Here is a 17254-nt window from a genome sequence, read left to right as displayed (position 1 = left end):
CGGAGACGGGCTCAACGGCGGGGGTAGACCGGGTCGGGGGCGGGCTCGGTGCAGCCGAGGAACTGCTGCACCAGGGCGCTGAGCGAGGCGTCGGTGCGCATCTGTGTGTGCAGCCGGTCGAGGGACATCAGGGCGTTCGGCATGGAGCCGTTGAGATGCAGGTCGGCGTTGCCGCCGCACATGTGCGGGAAGCCTTGGCGGGCGATCAGGCGCGGCTGGCCGCCGCTGGCGCTGTCCCAGTCGAAGCTGTCCTGCATGGCGGCGTGGCAGGTGCGGCAGGAGGTGCCGACCACCTCGCGGTAGAAGCGTGCTGCGCCGGACTTGACGGTGTCGTAGTCGAGCCAGGCGGGGGGCACGTAGGCCTTGTCGAGCACCTGGGGCGAGCCGGCGTACCAGCCCTGGATGAGGGCCTTGGTGGCGGTGGTGGGCTTGGTGGCCACCACGAGGTCGTTGAGCTTGCGCAGGGCGGCGGACTGTTCGGCCTCGGAGTAGCCGCGGCGGTTGGAGAAGAGGTAGTTGCCGGTGTCGAAGGGCAGGAAGCTGGACTTGAGGTCGGGGCTGGGGTGGCCGGCTTCGGCGAAGCGGCCGAGGTAGGAGGTGCCGCCGTGGCAGGCCACACAGGCGCCGGGCATGTATTTTTCGCCGCGGCCGTCGAGGTTGACCGACAGGATCAGCTTGCCGTCCGGGCCGAAGGTGAGGAACTTGGTGAAGGGCTGGTTGCCGCTGCGGCCGGCGACCGGCGAGTACTCCATGGCCACGCAGGCCACCTGCTTCTCGTCGGCCAGGGCGGTGTCGATGACGTCGTTGGTCTCGCGCTGGGTGTCGCCGTCGGGGCCGGGGTGGTTGCACACGTAGAAGGCGATCTTGTCCGGCGCGGTCTGGGTGGCCACCATGCGGCGCACCAGGTTGAGGTCGCGCTGGTTGACGTAGGTGGCGCTGACTTCCTCGTTGCCGGCCTTGTAGCTGCCGAACTTGTGCTCGCGCTTCCAGTCCTCGAGGGTGATCGCGCCGCTCATGTTGCCCTGGGCGTCGCAGTCCTTCACCGCGCCGAAGGAGCGGTAGTAGTTGCAGGCGCCGAGCCGCGTGTCGGCGCCCTTGTAGGTGAGGAACTGGTCGGCGCGCGGCAGGGCGATGGAGAAGGACCCGCCCACCGGCACCACCATCTGGCCGCGTACGTTGCCATCGGGGCCGTTGGCGACCATCTTGACCAGGCCGGGCCGGTTGTTGGGGATGACGTGGGAGAACTCGACCGGGGCGCCCAGGTAGCCGTTTGCCGGGGTGGGCAGGTCGATGACGGTGGTGTAGGACTCGCAGGTGACGCGGGCCTTGAGTTTTGCATTGACGACGACGGCGGCGTCCACGGCGTAGTCGCCGAAGCGGTTGACCCGCAGGGGCGGGGTCAGGCTGCTGCCGTCGGCCTGCAGGATCTGCACGGTGGCGCTGGATTCGACGCCGAAGAAGCGGTTCTCGACGCCGCACACGCCGCCGTCGGCCAGGCCGATGTGGCCGAACAGGAGCAGGTTGCGCGCCGGCGTGGGGGGGCTGGCCGCCAGGGTGAGGCCCTGGGCGGTGCTGCTGCCGGTGATCGCGCCGCAGCCGCCGAGGGGGATGCCCTGCGGCGAGCTGCACTGCACATCGTAGGACTGGCCGCTGGGCAGGGCCGGGATGGTGAGCTCGCCGCCCAGGTCGGTGGCCCCGGCGAAGACCTGTTCGCCCGTGCCGGACTTGAGCACGCGGACCCGGATGTCGGGCAGATAGACGAAGCGGGCCTGGGCGCCGCCTGCGCCGGCAAAGTTTGTGGCCAGGCCGCTGCGCAGGCGCAGGCGCACCGGGCTGCCGTCGAATTCGTCGGCGCTGGCAACGGCGGGTGGGGTGTAGCTGACGGGGGAGGTGGTGGGCGCGGGGATCTTGAAGGCGTCGCTGCCGACGGCGTATTGCTGTTCGACGTAGCCGCCGCGGCCGTCGCCGATGAGGACGTAGGCAAAGTGCAGGCCGGGGCCGTCGGGCAGGGTCCAGGTGGTGTCGCTGGCGTTGCGGTTGTCGATGCTGCCGGCGGTGACGCGCCACTGGTAGTTCAGGCTGTCGCCGTCGCCGTCACGGCCTTCGACCTGCAGGGTGGTCCGGGTGGCGCCGGTGCTCTTCTTGACCCCGTCCGAACTGCCGCCCCCGCCACAGCCGGAGATGATCAGGGTGGCTGCGCATAGTACGCACGCAAGGGCGCGCTGCTTGGCTGGCAAGACTCGCATGACTGGCATCCCTCCCCGGGGCTTGAGCGTTTTGGTGCTGCAGGCTTCACCGCGTGGCGGGTGAGGCGGCCATGCTGCTTTATCGTGACTCTGGCAGTTCGGAATCCCTGGCTCGTGAGTGTATTTTTAGCATCCCGGCGGATTAACGGCAACGCGCTTTTTCAAGCCTGGCCATGAGTTCCGGCGAGTTCTCACCGAGGGAGATGCGTTGCAGGATGCTGGCGCACTCGGCCGAACGGGGGGCGGATGCCTTTTCGGCCTTGTCGGTTTTTTCTGCTTTTTCCGGCTTGCGGGGTGGCGTGGGGGCGGCGGCCTTGTCGCGGCCGGAGCTCTCTGGCCTGGGCTTTGGTGCCGGAGGTGCAGCGGTGGACGGTTTGGCTGCAGCGCTGGACGCGGCGGGTCCAGGTGTGGGTGATTCGGGTCCAGGTGTGGACGGCGCTGCTGCAGGGCTGGGTGATTTTTGTCCAGGGCTGGATGAATTTTGTCCAGCGGTGGACGAATCTTGTTCAGGCCTGGGTGGATTTTGTCCAGCGGTGGACGCCGCTTGTCCAGGCGCGGACGGTTGTGGTGCAGGTGTGGACGCCGTTTGTCCAGACGTGGACGGTTGTGCTCCAGGTGTGGACGATTGTGTTGCAGGGGAGGGCGCCGGCACGGCAGGGCTGGCGGGGGCGGGGGGGCGGCTGCCCAGCCACCAGGCCGCGGCGGCGGCCACGGCGAGGGCGGCGCCGCCCGCCAGGGCCAGGGTGGGCAGGCGGCGGGTGGGGGGCGGGGCTGGCGCGGCCGCGGGCGGGGTGGGCCGCGGGGGGGCGGCGCTGGCTGGCGCGGCTGCCCGGGTCACGCCAGGGCTGTCGGCCAGCCGGGTGGCGTTGGAGGGGGCGGGCTGCAGCAGGCCGAGGTCCTGGCCGAAGTCGCTGATGGTCTGGGTGCGCAGCTCGGGCCGGGCCGCCAGGGCCCGGTCGAGGGCGCCCAGGAAGGCCGGGCTGAAGCCCGCCGGGGCGCGCCCGGCGAGCGGCTGGTACTGGTCGTTGAGCAGGCGGCCCACCGAGGGCGGCGGGGTGCTGCCGGTGATCACCCAATGCACGGTGGCAGCCAGGGCGTAGACGTCGGTCCACGGGCCCTGCTTCATGTCGGGCAGCTCGGCGTATTGCTCGACCGGCGCGTAGCCGGGCTTGAGGATGACCGTGAGGGCCTGGGTCATGTCGCCGATGACCCGGCGCGCGGCGCCGAAGTCGAGCAGCAGCGGGCGGCCGCTGCCCTCCAGCAGGATGATGTTGTCGGGGGCGATGTCGCGGTGGTAGCACTGCTCGCCGTGGATCAGCCGCAGGGCGTCGCACAGGGGGGTGAGGATCCCGCGCAGCCAGGCCTCGCTGACCTGGCTGCGGTCGGCCTGGATGCGGTCCTTGAGGGTTTCGCCTTCGTAGAGCGGCATGACCATGTAGGCGGTGCCATTGGCCTCCCAGAAGCGGTACACCTTGACCAGCGAGGGGTGGTCGAACTGGGCGAGCAGCTTGGCTTCATTCACGAAGCTCTTGAGGCCGGCCTCGTAGGTGCTGCGATGGCGCTCGGAGCGGGGCGCCACGGTGGTCGGCCCGCGGCGCGAGGCGATCGAGCCCGGCATGTATTCCTTGAGGGCCACCTTGCGCTCGAGGGAGTGGTCCCAGGCCAGGTACACGATGCTGAAGCCGCCCTCGCCGATCTTGGCCCGCAGCTCGAACTCGCCGATCAGGGTGCCGGCGGGGAGGGCGTGGCCGTCCTCGTCGTCGTCGGCCGGGGCCTGCCCGGCGCTCGTCGTCGGGCCGTCACCGGCGGGGGACAGAATGGTGCGGTCGTCTTCTTCTGGTGCGTTGCTCATGGCCGATGGAGTGTCTGGAAGAGGCGTCCGTGCGGGTGTGTCGGGGCCGTCGGGCGGGGGCATGGGGTGGGCCGCTCAGGGTAGGGGCCAGCTGAAAATAATCGTAGCATGGCGGGGTGGTGCCGCAGCGATGCCGGAGCGGGCCCGGGCCTTGCCCCCTGCTATGATTGAAGCGCCACAGCCCGATGAAAGCTGGACGAATTTCGTGAGGTTCGAAATGTTGTATGCGATGCGCTTGTACTCGATGCGCCAAGGACTTGTTCTGCCCATCGCTGCGTCGATGGTGCTCAATGCCTGCGCAAATCTTGACATAGACCAGAAGACCCAGAATGTCGGGGTGGGCGCCGCGGTGGGCTGCGTGGCCGGCGTGGCGCTGGCCAAGCTGACCCGCAACGATGCGGCCACCGCCTGCGTGGCCGGCGCCGTGGTGGGCGGCCTGATCGGCTACCAGCGGGCCCGCAGCGCGGAGATCGACGAGGCCCGGGAGGCCGCCGAGGCGGCGCGCAAGGTGGAGGGCGCCAAGGTGTCCACGGTGCAGACCGAGGCGGTGAGCGCAACCGACAAGCAGACCGGCAAGACCGAGTCGGTGTCGGCCTTCAAGTCGGTGTCGGTGGATATTCCGGTGAGCCAGCTGGAGACGCCGGAAGGCCGTGAGGCGATGCGCAAGCTCAACGACTATGCCCGCAAGGTGGCCAGCCAGCGCGAGGAGACGGTGGAGATGAGCATCGCCACCGCGCCGGCGAAGGGCGCCAAGGCGGTGGCGGCCAAGACCATCCAGACCTCCGAGAAGGCGGGCGGCGGCACGGTGGTGCGTAAGCAGCTCACCGATGCCCGCGTGCCGGCGAACGTGCAGCGCGTCAATATCGAGGTCAAGAACCCGACCAAGGTCTCGGTGTAAGCGCCCTGCTGATCCTCCTTCATGCTCATGCAGCGCATGGAGGGGCGGCTTCAGACGCCTGCGGATTTTGATCCGGCAGCGGAGGGCCACGGAGGGCTGCTGAGGGCGGCGGAAGCCGCCCCTACGGGGGGTGAGCGCCCGCTTCAGCGCCCCTCGAGGAGCTTGTCCAGGCCCTTGTTGAGGTCGCGCATGTACTTGCGCTCGCTCTCCCTGAGTGCGTCCGTGGCGGTGCCATCGGTGCCGGCCGTGTCGCGCGCTTCGGCCCGCGGGGCCTTGGCGGCGGCCTTGGCCGGGGCTTCGGTCTCGGTCACTTCGAAGCTCAGGGCTGCATAGGTGTCGGGGCAGCCGGCCGGGTCGGTGCAGCGTGGCGCGCCGGCCAGGCTGACGCCCGCTGCCGCCAGCCTGGCCTCGACCACGGCCCGCGTGGCCGGGGCGGACCTGCCCCCGGCGTTGAGGCCGAGGACGCTCATGTCCCGCGGCACCGCCGACTGGATGGCCAGCACCTTCCAGCTGCCCTGCGGCAGCTCGGCCCGGTAGGCGGCGAGCTGGCGGGTCAGGCGGAAGGGCTTGTCGGGCGTGATGCGGTTGGCACTGTTCGCGCCGCCCGGGAAGACCTGCTGGAGCAGGCCGGTGGCCGTGTCCCACAGCAATACATACACAAAGCCTTCACGCTGGCTGCGCAGGGTGAAGGACAGGACATCCTTGCCCAGCACCGCCGGGCTGGTGAGCCCCTCGAGCGCCAGGCCGAAGGAGGCGTCGGAGCGGCTGGCCAGGGCCGCGATGGCGTCGTCGAGGGAGACGGGAGCGGGCGCCGCCGCAGGGGCCGGCGCGGCGGGCGTGGCCGCAGGGGCGGGCGTGGGGGCCGTTGCGGCAGCGGTCGGTGCCACGGGCTCGGCCGGGGCGGCGGGAGTGGCTGGCGTGCTTGGAGTGCTCGGCGTGGCTGGCGTTGTCGCCGGGGCCGGCGTGGCGGAGGGGGGAGTCTCCGGCGAGCTGCTCAGGCGCCAGGCCAGGCCGGCGGCGAGGGTGGCGGTGACGGCGGCCGCGATGATCAGCGGCGTCTTGCCGGATTTCCTGGCCGTGCCGGCCCCGGCAGGCGCCGGCGAGGCCGTTGCGGGCCGGGCCGCTGTCTCCGCCGCCGTGGGGCGGGCAGCGGGCGTGGCGGTGGCCGTGGCAGGGGGGCTGGCCGGCGCGGTGCCGGCGGGCGGCGTGGCGCTGCCCGGGCCGGTGAGGCCGATGGCTTCGCGCATGGCGGCGATGCTCTGCGGGCGGTCTTCGCATTTCACCGCCAGGCAGCGGTCGATGCCGCGCAGGAAGGTGTCTGAATAGCGGCCGGCCGCCAGCTTCTCCAGGGGTTCGTAGTTGTCCTGCATCATCCGCCCGACGGAGGGCGGCGGGGTGCGGCCGGTGATGATGAAATAGACCACGGCGCCCAGCGCGTAGATGTCCGTCCACGCACCCTGCTTGACGCCGGGGATCTCGGCGTACTGCTCGACCGGCGCATAGCCGGGCTTGAGGATCACGGTGAGGGCCTGGGTCATGTCGCCGATGACCCGGCGGGCGGCGCCGAAGTCGAGCAGGACCGGCCTGCCGTCGGCCAGCAGCATGATGTTGTCGGGGGCGATGTCGCGGTGGAAGCAGTTGCCCTGGTGGATCAGGGCCAGCGCGTCCATCACCGGCGACAGGACCTGGCGGATCCAGGCTTCGTCGGGCGCTGTCTTGAAGGTCTTGAGGACGTCCCTGAGGGTCTGCCCCTGGAAGTAGGGCATGGCCATGTAGGCGGTGCCGTTGGCCTCCCAGAACTGGAACACCTTGACCAGCGCCGGGTGGTCGAACTGGGCCAGCAGGCGGGCTTCGTTCACGAAGCTGTTGCGGCCGATCTCGAAGGTCTCGGAGTGCCGGTCGGAGCGCACCACCACGGTGGTGGTGTCATTCTCCCGCACCGCCAGCGAGGAGGGCATGTACTCCTTGATGGCTACCTCGCGCTGCAGGGAGAGATCCTTGGCCAGGTAAACGATGCCGAAGCCGCCCTCGCCGATCAGCCCGACGATCTCGAAGTCGAAGAAGCGGGTGCCCGGCGGAAGGGCGTTGTGGCTCTGGCCTGCCGGCTTTGCAGCGGCGGGCGTGGCGCTCAGCACTACGGTCCGGTCGTCGGTGTTGTCGCTCATGATTGTGCAGATTCTAGCCAAACAGGCCGCTCAGGTCTTGTTGATGCCCTGCCAGGCATGAATCGGGGCCAGGGCCGGGACAGATGTACAAACGCCCTGCATGGGCTGCATGCAGGGCGTTGTCTTATTGCCGATTGGTGCCCGGAACGGGACTCGAACCCGTAAGGCTTGCGCCGGCGGATTTTAAGTCCGCTGTGGTTACCGATTTCACCATCCGGGCCTGGCCGGGGCTCAGCGGGTGGGCTGCTCCGGCAGGGTGATGTTGACCTCGAGGATCTCGCAGTTGTCCTGCTTCTCGAGCTGGACCTTGATGTCGTCCACGCCCACGTTCACGTACTTGGAGATCACCTCGATGAGTTCCCGCTGCAGGGCCGGCAGGAAGTCCGGGGCCCGGTTGGTGGTGCGCTCGTGGGCGATGATGAGGGACAGGCGCTCCTTGGCGACGGAGGCCGTCTTCGGCTTGGAGCCGAAAAAGTAGGAGAGGAGGGACATCTCACTTGCCTCCAAACAGACGCTTCAGGATGCCGGGCTTTTCGTAGGCGACAAAGCGCAGCGGACGGTCTTCATCGAGGAAGCGGGCCACCACGTCCTGGTAGGCCGTGGCCACGTCGCTGTCCTTGAGGTGGATGGCCGGGGTGCCCTGGTTGGAGGCCTGCAGCACGTCGTCGGATTCGGGGATCACGCCGATCAGCGGGACCCGCAGCAGCTCCTGCACGTCCTTGTAGGAGAGCATCTCGCCTTCTTCGACACGCTTCGGCGAGTAGCGGGTCACCATCAGGTGCTCCTTGACCGGCTCGCGGCCTTCGATGGCACGGCGGCTCTTGCTCTGCAGGATGCCCAGGATGCGGTCGGAGTCGCGCACCGAGGAGACTTCCGGGTTGGTGACCACGATGGCCTCGTCGGCGAAGGTGAGGGCCATCACGGCACCCTTCTCGATACCGGCGGGGGAGTCGCAGATGACGTAGTCGAAGCCCATGTGCTCGAGCTCCTTGAGGACCTTCTCGACGCCTTCCTCGCTGAGCGCGTCCTTGTCGCGGGTCTGGGAGGCCGGCAGGATGAACAGGTTCTCGCAGTGCTTGTCCTTGATCAGGGCCTGGTTGAGGTTGGCCTCGCCGTTGACCACGTTGATCAGGTCGTACACCACGCGCCGCTCGCAGCCCATGATGAGGTCCAGGTTGCGCAGGCCCACGTCGAAGTCGATGACGGCCGTCTTGAAGCCGCGCAGGGCCAGGCCGCTGGAGATGCTCGCGCTGGTGGTGGTCTTGCCGACGCCGCCCTTGCCGGACGTTACTACGATGACGCGTGCCACGATGTTCCCTTCAAGTATGGAGTCCGCTCAGTCGCCCTGGAGCGGCAGGATTTCGAGAGTAAGTTGGGTGTCCGAGCCGCTCAGCCGGACCTGGGCATGACGCCCGGCGACGGATTGCGGGATGCCCCGTTCGAAGGTGCGATACACCCCCGCGATGGAGACCAGCTCGGGTCCGAAATGGGTGCTGAAAATGCGTGCCGAGGTGTCGCCGCGGGCGCCGGCCAGGGCCCGGCCGCGCAGGGGGCCGTAGCAGTGGATGCAGCCGTCGGCGATGACCTCCGAGCCGGGGCTCATGCCACCGAGCAGGACCAGGTCGCCACCCTTGGCATAGACCTGCTGGCCGGAGCGCAGCGGGCGCTCGACGACCAGGGTCTGGGGGCCGGGCTGCGGCGCGGCGCTGTCGTTGGCCGCCACCGCGGGGCTGGCCACCGTCGCGGGGGCCGGGGCCGGTGCCGGCGCAGGTGCGGGGGCCGGAGCGGCGGCGGGCGGCGGGGCCACCGGGCGCTCGGCGGAGAGGCTCTCGGCGCCGAGGATCGCCAGATTGGCCCGGCGGGCGCCGTCATGCAGGTAGTCCGGCAGGTTGCGCACGCCGATGGGCTGCACCTGGTAGCGGCGCAGCAGGCTGATGATGGCGGTCCAGTCCACCCGGTCGGGGGTGCTGGTGAGCTGGGCGAAGTCCAGGATGGCGGGTTCGCCCGCGAAAAAATCGGGCATGCCGCCGAGCATCATGTGCATTGCGTCGGCGAGGCGCGTGGCCTCGGTCTCCCGCAGGTGGGCGGTCATGACAGCAAGGCTGGCACCTTTGAACTCGATCAGTTTGCCCTGCAGGGAAGCTTCGGCCATGGAGTGGTGTGCGGGTGAGCGGACTAAAACCGCTGAAGTCTACTTTTCAGCGGGGTTTCGGGCAAGCCTGCCGGCCAAATCAACGAAGATCAGTGCAGGGTGCGGGGTTCGGGCGGGGGCTCGGCGAACAGGGCGGCCACGTCGTCGGCGTCGAAGCGGTATTCGTGGTTCGACAGGTCGTCGTGGATCAGGATCTCGCCGTGTTCGGCCAGCATGGCATCCAGTTCGTCGCGGCCGAGGGAGCGCAGCATGTCGCGGACCTTGTCCCAGTCCTGCGGCCAGTCGTGGGTGACTTCGCGGGCATCCAGCAGGCGCACCGTCTCCTGGTGGAAGAGGCGGGTCAGGATGGCCTCCGGTTCCAGGCCGAGGAGTTCGTCCGGGCGGATGGTGGCGGCCAGGCGGGTGACCCGGTCCCAGCCGTCCGGGTCCTTCTTGTCGGCATCCGGGAGCTTCTGCAGGAACAGGCAGGCGGCGGCGGCGGCCGAGCAGGCGGTGTGCAGGGCAGCGGGTTGCTGTTCGGACTGGGTCAGGTAGTGCTCGAAGACTTCGGCGACGCTGTCGCCCTCGATCGGCACATAGCTCTGGTAGGGGTGGCGCAGGCCGGGCATGTCGAGGGTCAGCAGGAGCTGGCCGTCGCCGATCAGGTCGGCGACGCCGCTGAGTCCGGCGGCGTCCTCGCTGGCTTTGGCGTAGCCGCGCAGGTTGAGGGCTTCGGTGATGTCCACCACCAGCAGGGCAACCGGGCCGTGCCCCTGCAGCTGGATGGTCAGCCGGCCGGCCTGCTTGAGGTTGCCGCCGATCACGCCGCCCACCGCGGCCATGGCGCCGAGCAGGTCGCGCACGTTGGCGGGGTAGTCGCGCTTCTCCAGCAGGGCTTGCCAGACGTCGTCGAGCTTGACGAGGGCGCCGCGGATGTCGAGGTCTTCCAGCAGGAAGCGGCGGATGTAGGACTGGCTCATTCGGCTTTCCCTTCGGGGGCGAGGAAGCTGGTGTAGAGGGCGAGGTCGAGACCGACCAGCAGCTGGCCGCCATCGGTTTCGATCACCGGGCGGCGGATCAGGCTGGGGAATTCCTGCATCAGCTGCACCGCGGCGCTCTGGGTGTCGATGGCCTGGCGCTCGGCAGGCAGCTTGCGCCAGGTGGTGCCACGGGTGTTCACCAGGCTCTTCCAGCCGATGGCCTTGCTCCAGGCATGCAGGCGGGCCGAGTCGATGCCGGATTTCTTGTAGTCGTGGAAGGTGTAGCTCAGGCCGTGCTCGTCGAGCCAGGCGAAGGCCTTCTTCATGGTGTCGCAGTTCTTGATGCCGTAGATCGTGGTCATGGTGCTGAAAGCGGCGCGACGCCCCGGAAGGCGTCGCTGGCAGATCGATGGGGTGGGCGGATTCTATCCGGCCCGGGGGGCGGGCGGGGAATTCCCGGGGGCGTCCTACTTTTTCAGGGCCTTGGCGAAGGCCGAGGCCAGCGAGCCGGCCATCGCCGGTTCCCGGTTCGGCTTGCCGGCCGCCGGCCGGGCGTTGCCTCGCGGTGCATCGCGGCGATCACCCCCGGCGGGTCGGGCGGCGTCCTGGGGCTGGTCGCCCATGCGCATGGTGAGGGCGATGCGCTTGCGCGGGATGTCCACCTCGATCACCTTCACCTTGACCACCTGGCCGGCCTTGACGACGGAGTGGGGGTCCTTGACGAAGCGGTCGGACAGGGCCGAGACGTGCACCAGGCCGTCCTGGTGCACCCCGATGTCCACGAAGGCGCCGAAGTTGGTGACGTTGGTCACCACGCCTTCCAGCATCATCCCCACGGTGAGGTCCTTCAGGTTCTCGACGCCGTCCCGGAAGCTGGCGGTCTTGAACTCCGGGCGCGGGTCGCGGCCGGGCTTGTCGAGCTCTTTCAGGATGTCCTGCACGGTGGGCAGGCCGAAGCGCTCGTCGGTGTAGCGCTCCGCCTTGATCTGCGAGATCGCGCGGGAGTCGCCCATCAGGTCGCGTGCTCCCTTCTGGATGTCGGCGAGGATGCGTTCGACCACCGGGTAGGCTTCCGGGTGCACCGCCGAGGCGTCCAGCGGGTTGGCGCCGTTGGTGACGCGCAGGAAGCCGGCCGCCTGCTCGAAGGTCTTGGGGCCGAGGCGGGGGACTTCCAGCAGGGCCTCGCGGCTCGGGAAGGGGCCGTTGGCGTCCCGGTGGGACACGATGTTGGCTGCCAGGGTGGCGTTGAGGCCGGAGATGCGGGTCAGCAGGGCCACCGACGCCATGTTCACGTCCACACCCACCGCGTTCACGCAGTCTTCCACCACCGAATCCAGGGCCCGCGCCAGACGGGTCTGGTTGACGTCGTGCTGGTACTGGCCGACGCCGATGGACTTCGGGTCGATCTTCACCAGCTCGGCCAGGGGGTCCTGCAGGCGGCGGGCGATGGAGACGGCGCCGCGCAGGCTCACGTCCAGGTTCGGGAACTCCTTGGCGGCCAGTTCCGAGGCGGAATACACCGAGGCACCGGCTTCGGACACCACGATCTTGGTCATCCCCAGCTCGGGGCGCAGCTTGATCAGGTCGGCAGCCAGCTTGTCGGTCTCGCGGCTGGCGGTGCCGTTGCCGATGGCGATCAGGGAGACGGCGTGCTTCTCGCACAGCTTCGACAGCTGGTGCAGGCTGCCGTCCCAGTCGCGGCGCGGCTCGTGGGGGTAGATGGTGGCGGTGTCGAGGAGCTTGCCGGTCTGGTCCACGATGGCCACCTTGACGCCGGTGCGCAGGCCCGGGTCGAGGCCCAGGGTGGCGCGCGGGCCGGCGGGGGCGGCGAGCAGCAGGTCCTTGAGGTTGCGGCCGAAGACGCGGATGGCCTCTTCCTCGGCCTGCTCGCGTAGCTGTCCGAGCAGCTCGAGCTCGAGGTGCAGGGAGATCTTCACGCTCCAGGCCCAGCGTACGGTTTCGCGCAGCCAGGCGTCGGCGGCGCGGCCCTGGTCGCGGATGCCGAAATGGCCGGCGATGCGGCCTTCGCAGGGGTTGGGGCCGGCCGGGCTGCCATCGGTCGGGTCGGAGTCGAGGCCCAGCTGCAGGCGCAGGAAGCCCTCGTTGCGGCCGCGGAACAGGGCCAGGGCGCGGTGGGAGGGCACGGTCTGGATGGATTCGCGGAAATCGAACCAGTCGCGGAACTTGGCGGCGGCGGGGTCGGTCTCTTTCTCGGCGATCACGGTGGAGGCGACGACGCCATGGTCGTGGAGGTATTCGCGCAGTTTGCCGATCAGCTCGGCATCTTCGGCGAAGCGCTCCATCAGGATCTGGCGGGCGCCGTCGAGCACCGAGCGGGTGTCGGCGAAGCCGGCTTCTGCATTGAGGTAGGCTGCGGCCTCGTTCTCCGGCACCAGGGTCGGGTCGGCCAGCAAGGCATCGGCCAGCGGCGCGATGCCGGCTTCCCGGGCGATCTGGGCCTTGGTCCGGCGCTTCTGCTTGAACGGCAGGTAGAGGTCTTCGAGGCGCTGCTTGGTTTCGGCGTTTTCGATGGCGTCACGCAGGGCGGGGTCGAGCTTGCCCTGCTCGTTGATGCTCTGGATCACGGCGGCGCGGCGGTCTTCCAGCTCGCGCAGGTAGCCCAGGCGCTCTTCCAGGGTGCGCAGCTGGGTGTCGTCCAGTCCGCCGGTCACCTCCTTGCGGTAACGGGCAACAAAGGGCACGGTGGCGCCTTCGTCGAGAAGCTGCACCGCTGCAGAAACCTGACGCGGCTGTACACCCAATTCGGAGGCGATACGTTGTTCGATCGGCAGAAGCATGGACGGCTTGACGCAAAAAAGGGCGCATGGTGCAGAAAGCCGGCCCTGCCCGCAAGTCCGTCGGAGCCCCGGTTTCCGGTAAAATCAGTTAATTGTCCGTGCCGCGAATCATGAACATTTCGCGCACATCCAGTCGGAGCGCCGCTTTCCGGCCGATCCGACGCAGCAGGAGATAACACCACATGAATCCCGTTTTCGCTGCCTTGGCAGCGGTGGCATTCGGCTTGACGTTGATCGGGGCGGACGCCTCGGCTGCGCCTGCGCCGTCGCATGCCCCCCCCGCCCACAAGGCAGGCCAGGCGGCCAAGCCCGCCAAATCGTCTGCAGAGAAGGCGCCCAAGGCTTCGGCCGGCAAACCCGCCACGCCCGCCAAGGCAGTAAAGGCGGCCAAGGCGGTCAAGGCGCCGTCCTTGAAGGCCGCCAAGGCTTCCTCCCGCACGCCCGAGGCCCGCAAGGGCAAACCATCCCAGCCGCTTGCCAGCGTCCGCGAGCCCAGGGAGAGCAAGCCCGCGCGCAAGACGGTCAAGGAGGTCCGGATCGTCAAGGGCCGCAAGGTCGTGGTCGAGCGCAGCGTGCCCGTGACCCGCGATGAAGGCCGGGCGCGTCGCGCCGAGAGCAGTGAGGCCGTGACGCCGCGTAGTGGCGGCATCGGCCGGGAAGCCTTTGTGCCCAGTTCGCCGCCGATCCCCCGCGCCGAGGCGGTGCGCCAGATCCAGAGCCGTAACGCGTTGCCGCCGATCCCGGCCCCCAACGTACCGATCCCGCCGCCGCGCTCGAGCAGCCTGAGCGCGCCGCGGCCCAGCGTGACACTACCGCCGCCCGCTGCTGAGGTGGCTCGGGCCCAGGCTCGAGGGCCGATCCCGGAAGCGGCTGTGCCGCTTGCCCAGACACCGGTCGAGGCGCCCCGCGTGGCGCAGCGCTATGCGGCAGGCTCGGCAGAATTGTCCGGCCCTGAGGCCGCCGCAGCCGCTGCGGCCTCCCTGAATGCCGCGCAGGCCCCCGATCCGGTGCCGGTGCGTGCCGTCCCGGCGCCGCTGCCTGCAGCACCCGCCCATAGCGCTCCGCCTGCGGCCGTGCCGGCCATCGCTGCACCGGCTGCCGCAGTGGCGGCGCCTGCGGTGGTCCAGTCCCAGCCCGGCGGCCGTACCCCCAAGGGCACGCCCCGCGCCTACGCGATGGATGGCGCCACCTTCTACCAGGGCGGGCGCAAGATCCGCGTCCAGGGGCTCGACATCCGTGAGCCCGGCATGACCTCCGAACACGCCACCCAGCGCCTGCAGCGGGCGCTGGATTCCGGCAGCGTGTCGGTCGAGCCGGTCGAGGTGGATGGCTCGGGTCACACCCTTGCCGTGGTGCGCGTGAACGGCCGCAACGTGGCCGAAACGGTGCGGGCTGTCGCTAACTGAGTCATCAGCGCGAGCAGATGTCGGGGCGGCTGAGGCCGCCCCTTTTCATTGCTTGGTCGCTTACATCGCCACCAGTGTCTGGCGGCCCCACCAGTCTGCGCCGGGGGCGAGCTCGATGGGCGTCTTCACCGCTGCGGCCTCCACGCAGAGCATGCGCCGGAAGCCGTCGGCGGGCATGTCGGCAAGCTGGGCGCACTTGTGCTCCCAGGGGTTCCAGACCACCACGTCCGGGAAGTTCTCGTTGTGGATGCCCAGGGCCCGGTGATCCTCGCGGACCAGGATGGTCTGCGGCGCGCCGTGGTAGATGCGGTCCACTTCGTCGTCGATCATCACCCCGACGCCGGTTTCCTTCTTGAACGTGTCGCCGTCTGCTGAATCCCGGTATTCGAGGCCGCGCAGGCCTTCGATGCGCAGGGATTCGACCTCGCGGACCTTGAGGTAGGTGTGCAGGGCCGCGGTGAAGCTGAAGGCCGTGTCGCCGGTGTTCTCCACCGCCAGCTCCATGTCCAGCCGGTCGCCACCGATGGAGACGCTCATCTCGGCGGCGAAGGCATGCGGCCACAGGGCGCGGGTTGCCGCGTCGTCCTCGAGGCGCAGGGTTGCGACGGCATAGTCCTTGCCGGCGCGGGAGCTGACGACGCGCCAGGCGCGGTTGCGGGCGAAGCCGTGCTTGGGCAGCGGGCCTTCACCGGCGAACTGGGGAAAGCACACTGGCGTGCCGCCACGGATGGGAGTGCTGCCGTCGAAGATGGCCTGTGGGCTCAGGTAGAGGCGCTCTTCGCCTCCGGCGGGCGTCCACGACAGCACCTGGGCGCCAAACAGGCTGATCAGCGCCACGGCGCCATCCGGGGTTTGCAGCTTGAGCACGGGCTGGCCGTGCAGCTCGGCGGTTTCAATCTGGTCGATCATGATTCGGGGCGGGTGTCACAGAGGGCGCGATGATAGCGCGGCCACCTCCTGGTGGCGGAAACAGTCGGTCAGGTGGTCGTTCACCAGCCCTGCTGCCTGCATGAAGGCGTAGCAGATGGTGGTGCCGACAAAGCGGAAGCCGCGTCTCTTGAGTTCTTTCGAGAGCTGGTCCGAAAGGGGGGTGCTGGCCTGCGCGTCGGCCAGGCTACGGAGCTGATTCTGGATCGGCTGACCCTCCACGAAGCGCCACAGCCAGGCGTCGAAGCTGCCGAACTCCGCCTGGATGGCCAGGAAGGCGCGGGCGTTGTCGATGGTCGAGGCGATCTTGAGGCGGTTGCGGACGATCCCCGGGTTGAGCATCAGGGCCACCTGGTCGGCCTCGGTGAAGCGCGCCACCTTCTCGGGGTCGAAGCCGGCGAAGGCCTCGCGGTAGGTCTCGCGCTTGCGCAGCACGGTGATCCACGACAGGCCGGCCTGAGCCCCTTCGAGGGTCAGGAGCTCGAAGAGGGCGCGGTCGTCGTGCTCGGGGACGCCCCATTCGGTGTCGTGGTAATGCAGGTAGAGGTCGTACAGGGGGTTGGTGCTGCTGCCCTTGTCTGTGTAGGCCTCGCGGAACTGGAGGCGGTGGGCCGGGGTGGTGCACAGGTGGCCCCAGTGCGGGGTGCTCTTGCTCGTGATGTCCATGTCGGTTGGTTCTCGTGGGGGCGGGAAGGGAATGACCTGTTTTCAGCTGCTGCGGTTCCGGTAGGCGCCGGGGCTCTGCTGCATCCACAGCTTGAAGGCCCGGCAGAATGCCGCTGTATTGTCGAAGCCGACAAGGGTGGCGATGCTGTCCACCGAGGCCCGGGACTGGGTCAGCAGCTGGACGGCCATGTCCCGCCGGAGGTCGTCCCGGATGCCGCGGAAGCTGCGCCCTTCATGCTCCAGGCGGCGGGTGAGGGTGCGCTTGGCGAGTCCCAGCCTGGCTGCAATGGCATCCGCATCGGCCGACGGGATGCCGTCTGCCGCCAGCGCCTGGCGAACCCGGGTGCTCAGCAGGCCCGCGTGGACGGTGGTGAAGGCCCAATCCTCGGGGGCCCTGCGCAGGAAGGGCCACAGCTCCACCCGGGTCCTGCGGAAGCCGGCGCCGCCGAGGGACGCATCCAGCCAGATGGCGCTGTGGGGCGCGTCGAAACTCACCGTCCCCGGGTAGAGGAAGGCATAGTCGGCCCAGTGGGCGGGCCGGGCAAAGGCGAACTCGACGCCCAGCAGGTCGACCTCGCTGTCCAGCAGCCAGCTGACGATGCCATGCACCAGCTTGAGCATCAGTTCGTGGCCGAGGATCCGGATCTCCAGCCCGGGCTGGTGGGGCGTCAGCACGATACCGATGCGCGTCGGCTCGCGGGTGAGGACCAGCCGGTAATCATCCAGCAGCAGGTTCCAGAACTGAACGAAGCGGTTGAGGGCGATGGCCAGGTTGGCCGCGTCCAGCAGGCTCAGCATCATGAACTTGAGGGTGCCACCCCGGATCGGCCGGGACCACAGCCCGTGCATCTCGTCGTCCAGGTACGCGGCCACCGACTTGTAGGCGCCCACGAACTGGCGGCGGGTGATCCGTGAGTCCGGTTCCTGAAGAAAGGCGCCGGGTATCCCGGCCTGCTGCAGTACTTGCCTGGCGGCGGCTGCGCCGCCCTGGCGCATCACCGGACCCAGCATGCCCGTCACGAAGTGCCCCGAGATGGTGAGGGCCAGCGGTGGCGGCGAGGGTGGGCGCGAGGAAGGGGGCATGGCGATGGTGGTACCTGGCTGGATCCGCTGATTCTTTCACATCCCCGGCTGTGTTGTGGCGTGTTGAGCATATCTGGTGGCCGTGCCGGCAAAGTGCTCCGT

At 69.2% G+C, this 17254-nt stretch carries 14 protein-coding genes and 1 tRNA gene; 2 read left to right on the top strand and 13 right to left on the bottom strand.

The window, feature by feature from the left end:
• Positions 1 to 11 precede the first annotated feature (11 nt).
• Both HHL15_RS03230 and HHL15_RS03225 read right to left on the bottom strand, forming a co-directional pair.
• Entirely contained in the window at positions 12 to 2246 is a 2235-nt protein-coding gene (locus HHL15_RS03230; protein ID WP_169144388.1) for a hypothetical protein, read from the bottom strand.
• A gap of 142 nt (positions 2247 to 2388) precedes the next feature.
• Positions 2389 to 4098, bottom strand: a complete 1710-nt coding sequence (locus HHL15_RS03225; RefSeq protein WP_206198573.1) for a serine/threonine protein kinase — start codon at positions 4096 to 4098, stop codon at positions 2389 to 2391.
• A gap of 244 nt (positions 4099 to 4342) precedes the next feature.
• Between HHL15_RS03225 and HHL15_RS03220 the strand changes: the two genes are divergently transcribed.
• Positions 4343 to 4996 carry a glycine zipper domain-containing protein gene (locus HHL15_RS03220; protein ID WP_169144386.1) on the top strand — a complete coding sequence of 218 codons (654 nt, stop codon included), beginning with the start codon at positions 4343 to 4345 and terminating at the stop codon, positions 4994 to 4996.
• A gap of 143 nt (positions 4997 to 5139) precedes the next feature.
• Here the strand turns inward: HHL15_RS03220 and HHL15_RS03215 are convergent, their stop codons facing one another.
• The 8 genes from HHL15_RS03215 to HHL15_RS03180 form a co-directional block, all read right to left on the bottom strand.
• Positions 5140 to 7161, bottom strand: coding sequence for a serine/threonine protein kinase (locus tag HHL15_RS03215; RefSeq protein WP_169144385.1), 2022 nt, complete (start codon positions 7159 to 7161; stop codon positions 5140 to 5142).
• A gap of 135 nt (positions 7162 to 7296) precedes the next feature.
• A tRNA-Leu gene (locus HHL15_RS03210) sits at positions 7297 to 7381 on the bottom strand.
• Positions 7382 to 7392: 11 nt separating this feature from the next.
• Positions 7393 to 7653: a cell division topological specificity factor MinE gene (gene minE / locus HHL15_RS03205; RefSeq protein WP_169144384.1), complete on the bottom strand. Its 261-nt coding sequence runs from the start codon at positions 7651 to 7653 to the stop codon at positions 7393 to 7395.
• A 1-nt stretch (position 7654) separates the two neighbouring features.
• Positions 7655 to 8470: a septum site-determining protein MinD gene (gene minD, locus HHL15_RS03200; protein ID WP_169144383.1), complete on the bottom strand. Its 816-nt coding sequence runs from the start codon at positions 8468 to 8470 to the stop codon at positions 7655 to 7657.
• Positions 8471 to 8497: 27 nt separating this feature from the next.
• Entirely contained in the window at positions 8498 to 9313 is an 816-nt protein-coding gene (minC, locus tag HHL15_RS03195) for a septum site-determining protein MinC (RefSeq protein WP_169144382.1), read from the bottom strand.
• Positions 9314 to 9402: 89 nt separating this feature from the next.
• A complete protein-coding gene (hslO, locus tag HHL15_RS03190; RefSeq protein WP_169144381.1) occupies positions 9403 to 10272 on the bottom strand; it encodes an Hsp33 family molecular chaperone HslO in 870 nt (289 codons plus the stop codon).
• Positions 10269 to 10634, bottom strand: coding sequence for an ArsC family reductase (locus tag HHL15_RS03185; protein WP_169144380.1), 366 nt, complete (start codon positions 10632 to 10634; stop codon positions 10269 to 10271). Before HHL15_RS03185 ends, hslO begins: the two co-directional genes overlap by 4 nt.
• 105 nt (positions 10635 to 10739) lie before the next feature.
• On the bottom strand, positions 10740 to 13070 hold the full coding sequence (locus HHL15_RS03180; RefSeq protein WP_169144379.1) for a Tex family protein: 2331 nt from the start codon (positions 13068 to 13070) through the stop codon (positions 10740 to 10742).
• A gap of 182 nt (positions 13071 to 13252) precedes the next feature.
• Here HHL15_RS03180 and HHL15_RS03175 point away from each other — a divergent pair, with 182 nt between their 5' ends.
• Positions 13253 to 14476, top strand: coding sequence for a hypothetical protein (locus HHL15_RS03175; RefSeq protein WP_169144378.1), 1224 nt, complete (start codon positions 13253 to 13255; stop codon positions 14474 to 14476).
• A 60-nt stretch (positions 14477 to 14536) separates the two neighbouring features.
• On the opposite strand, the gene HHL15_RS03170 is transcribed toward HHL15_RS03175, so the two are convergent.
• From HHL15_RS03170 to HHL15_RS03160, 3 genes are read right to left on the bottom strand one after another with little or no spacing between them, the layout of a single operon-like run.
• A complete protein-coding gene (locus HHL15_RS03170) occupies positions 14537 to 15385 on the bottom strand; it encodes a D-hexose-6-phosphate mutarotase (RefSeq protein ID WP_169144377.1) in 849 nt (282 codons plus the stop codon).
• Between the two features lie 15 nt (positions 15386 to 15400).
• Positions 15401 to 16069: a DNA-3-methyladenine glycosylase I gene (locus HHL15_RS03165; RefSeq protein WP_169144376.1), complete on the bottom strand. Its 669-nt coding sequence runs from the start codon at positions 16067 to 16069 to the stop codon at positions 15401 to 15403.
• Positions 16070 to 16111: 42 nt separating this feature from the next.
• On the bottom strand, positions 16112 to 17152 hold the full coding sequence (locus HHL15_RS03160) for an AraC family transcriptional regulator (protein WP_206198572.1): 1041 nt from the start codon (positions 17150 to 17152) through the stop codon (positions 16112 to 16114).
• Between the last annotated feature and the right edge of the window lie 102 nt (positions 17153 to 17254).

Source organism: Zoogloea dura, from assembly GCF_012927165.1.
Classification (GTDB): Bacteria; Pseudomonadota; Gammaproteobacteria; order Burkholderiales; family Rhodocyclaceae; genus Zoogloea; species Zoogloea dura.
The sequence above is the reverse complement of the archived record's forward strand: the minus strand, read 5'-3'. Positions and strand labels throughout refer to the sequence as shown.

Coding starts and splice junctions, on each gene's coding strand:
- HHL15_RS03215 (WP_169144385.1), bottom strand. CDS start 7,161: ATGAGCGACAACACCGACGACCGGACCGTAGTGCTGAGCGCCACGCCC.
- HHL15_RS03170 (WP_169144377.1), bottom strand. CDS start 15,385: ATGATCGACCAGATTGAAACCGCCGAGCTGCACGGCCAGCCCGTGCTC.
- HHL15_RS03185 (WP_169144380.1), bottom strand. CDS start 10,634: ATGACCACGATCTACGGCATCAAGAACTGCGACACCATGAAGAAGGCC.
- HHL15_RS03225 (WP_206198573.1), bottom strand. CDS start 4,098: ATGAGCAACGCACCAGAAGAAGACGACCGCACCATTCTGTCCCCCGCC.
- hslO (WP_169144381.1), bottom strand. CDS start 10,272: ATGAGCCAGTCCTACATCCGCCGCTTCCTGCTGGAAGACCTCGACATC.
- HHL15_RS03180 (WP_169144379.1), bottom strand. CDS start 13,070: ATGCTTCTGCCGATCGAACAACGTATCGCCTCCGAATTGGGTGTACAG.
- minC (WP_169144382.1), bottom strand. CDS start 9,313: ATGGCCGAAGCTTCCCTGCAGGGCAAACTGATCGAGTTCAAAGGTGCC.
- HHL15_RS03230 (WP_169144388.1), bottom strand. CDS start 2,246: ATGCGAGTCTTGCCAGCCAAGCAGCGCGCCCTTGCGTGCGTACTATGC.
- minE (WP_169144384.1), bottom strand. CDS start 7,653: ATGTCCCTCCTCTCCTACTTTTTCGGCTCCAAGCCGAAGACGGCCTCC.
- HHL15_RS03165 (WP_169144376.1), bottom strand. CDS start 16,069: ATGGACATCACGAGCAAGAGCACCCCGCACTGGGGCCACCTGTGCACC.
- HHL15_RS03160 (WP_206198572.1), bottom strand. CDS start 17,152: ATGCCCCCTTCCTCGCGCCCACCCTCGCCGCCACCGCTGGCCCTCACC.
- HHL15_RS03175 (WP_169144378.1), top strand. CDS start 13,253: ATGAATCCCGTTTTCGCTGCCTTGGCAGCGGTGGCATTCGGCTTGACG.
- HHL15_RS03220 (WP_169144386.1), top strand. CDS start 4,343: ATGCGCCAAGGACTTGTTCTGCCCATCGCTGCGTCGATGGTGCTCAAT.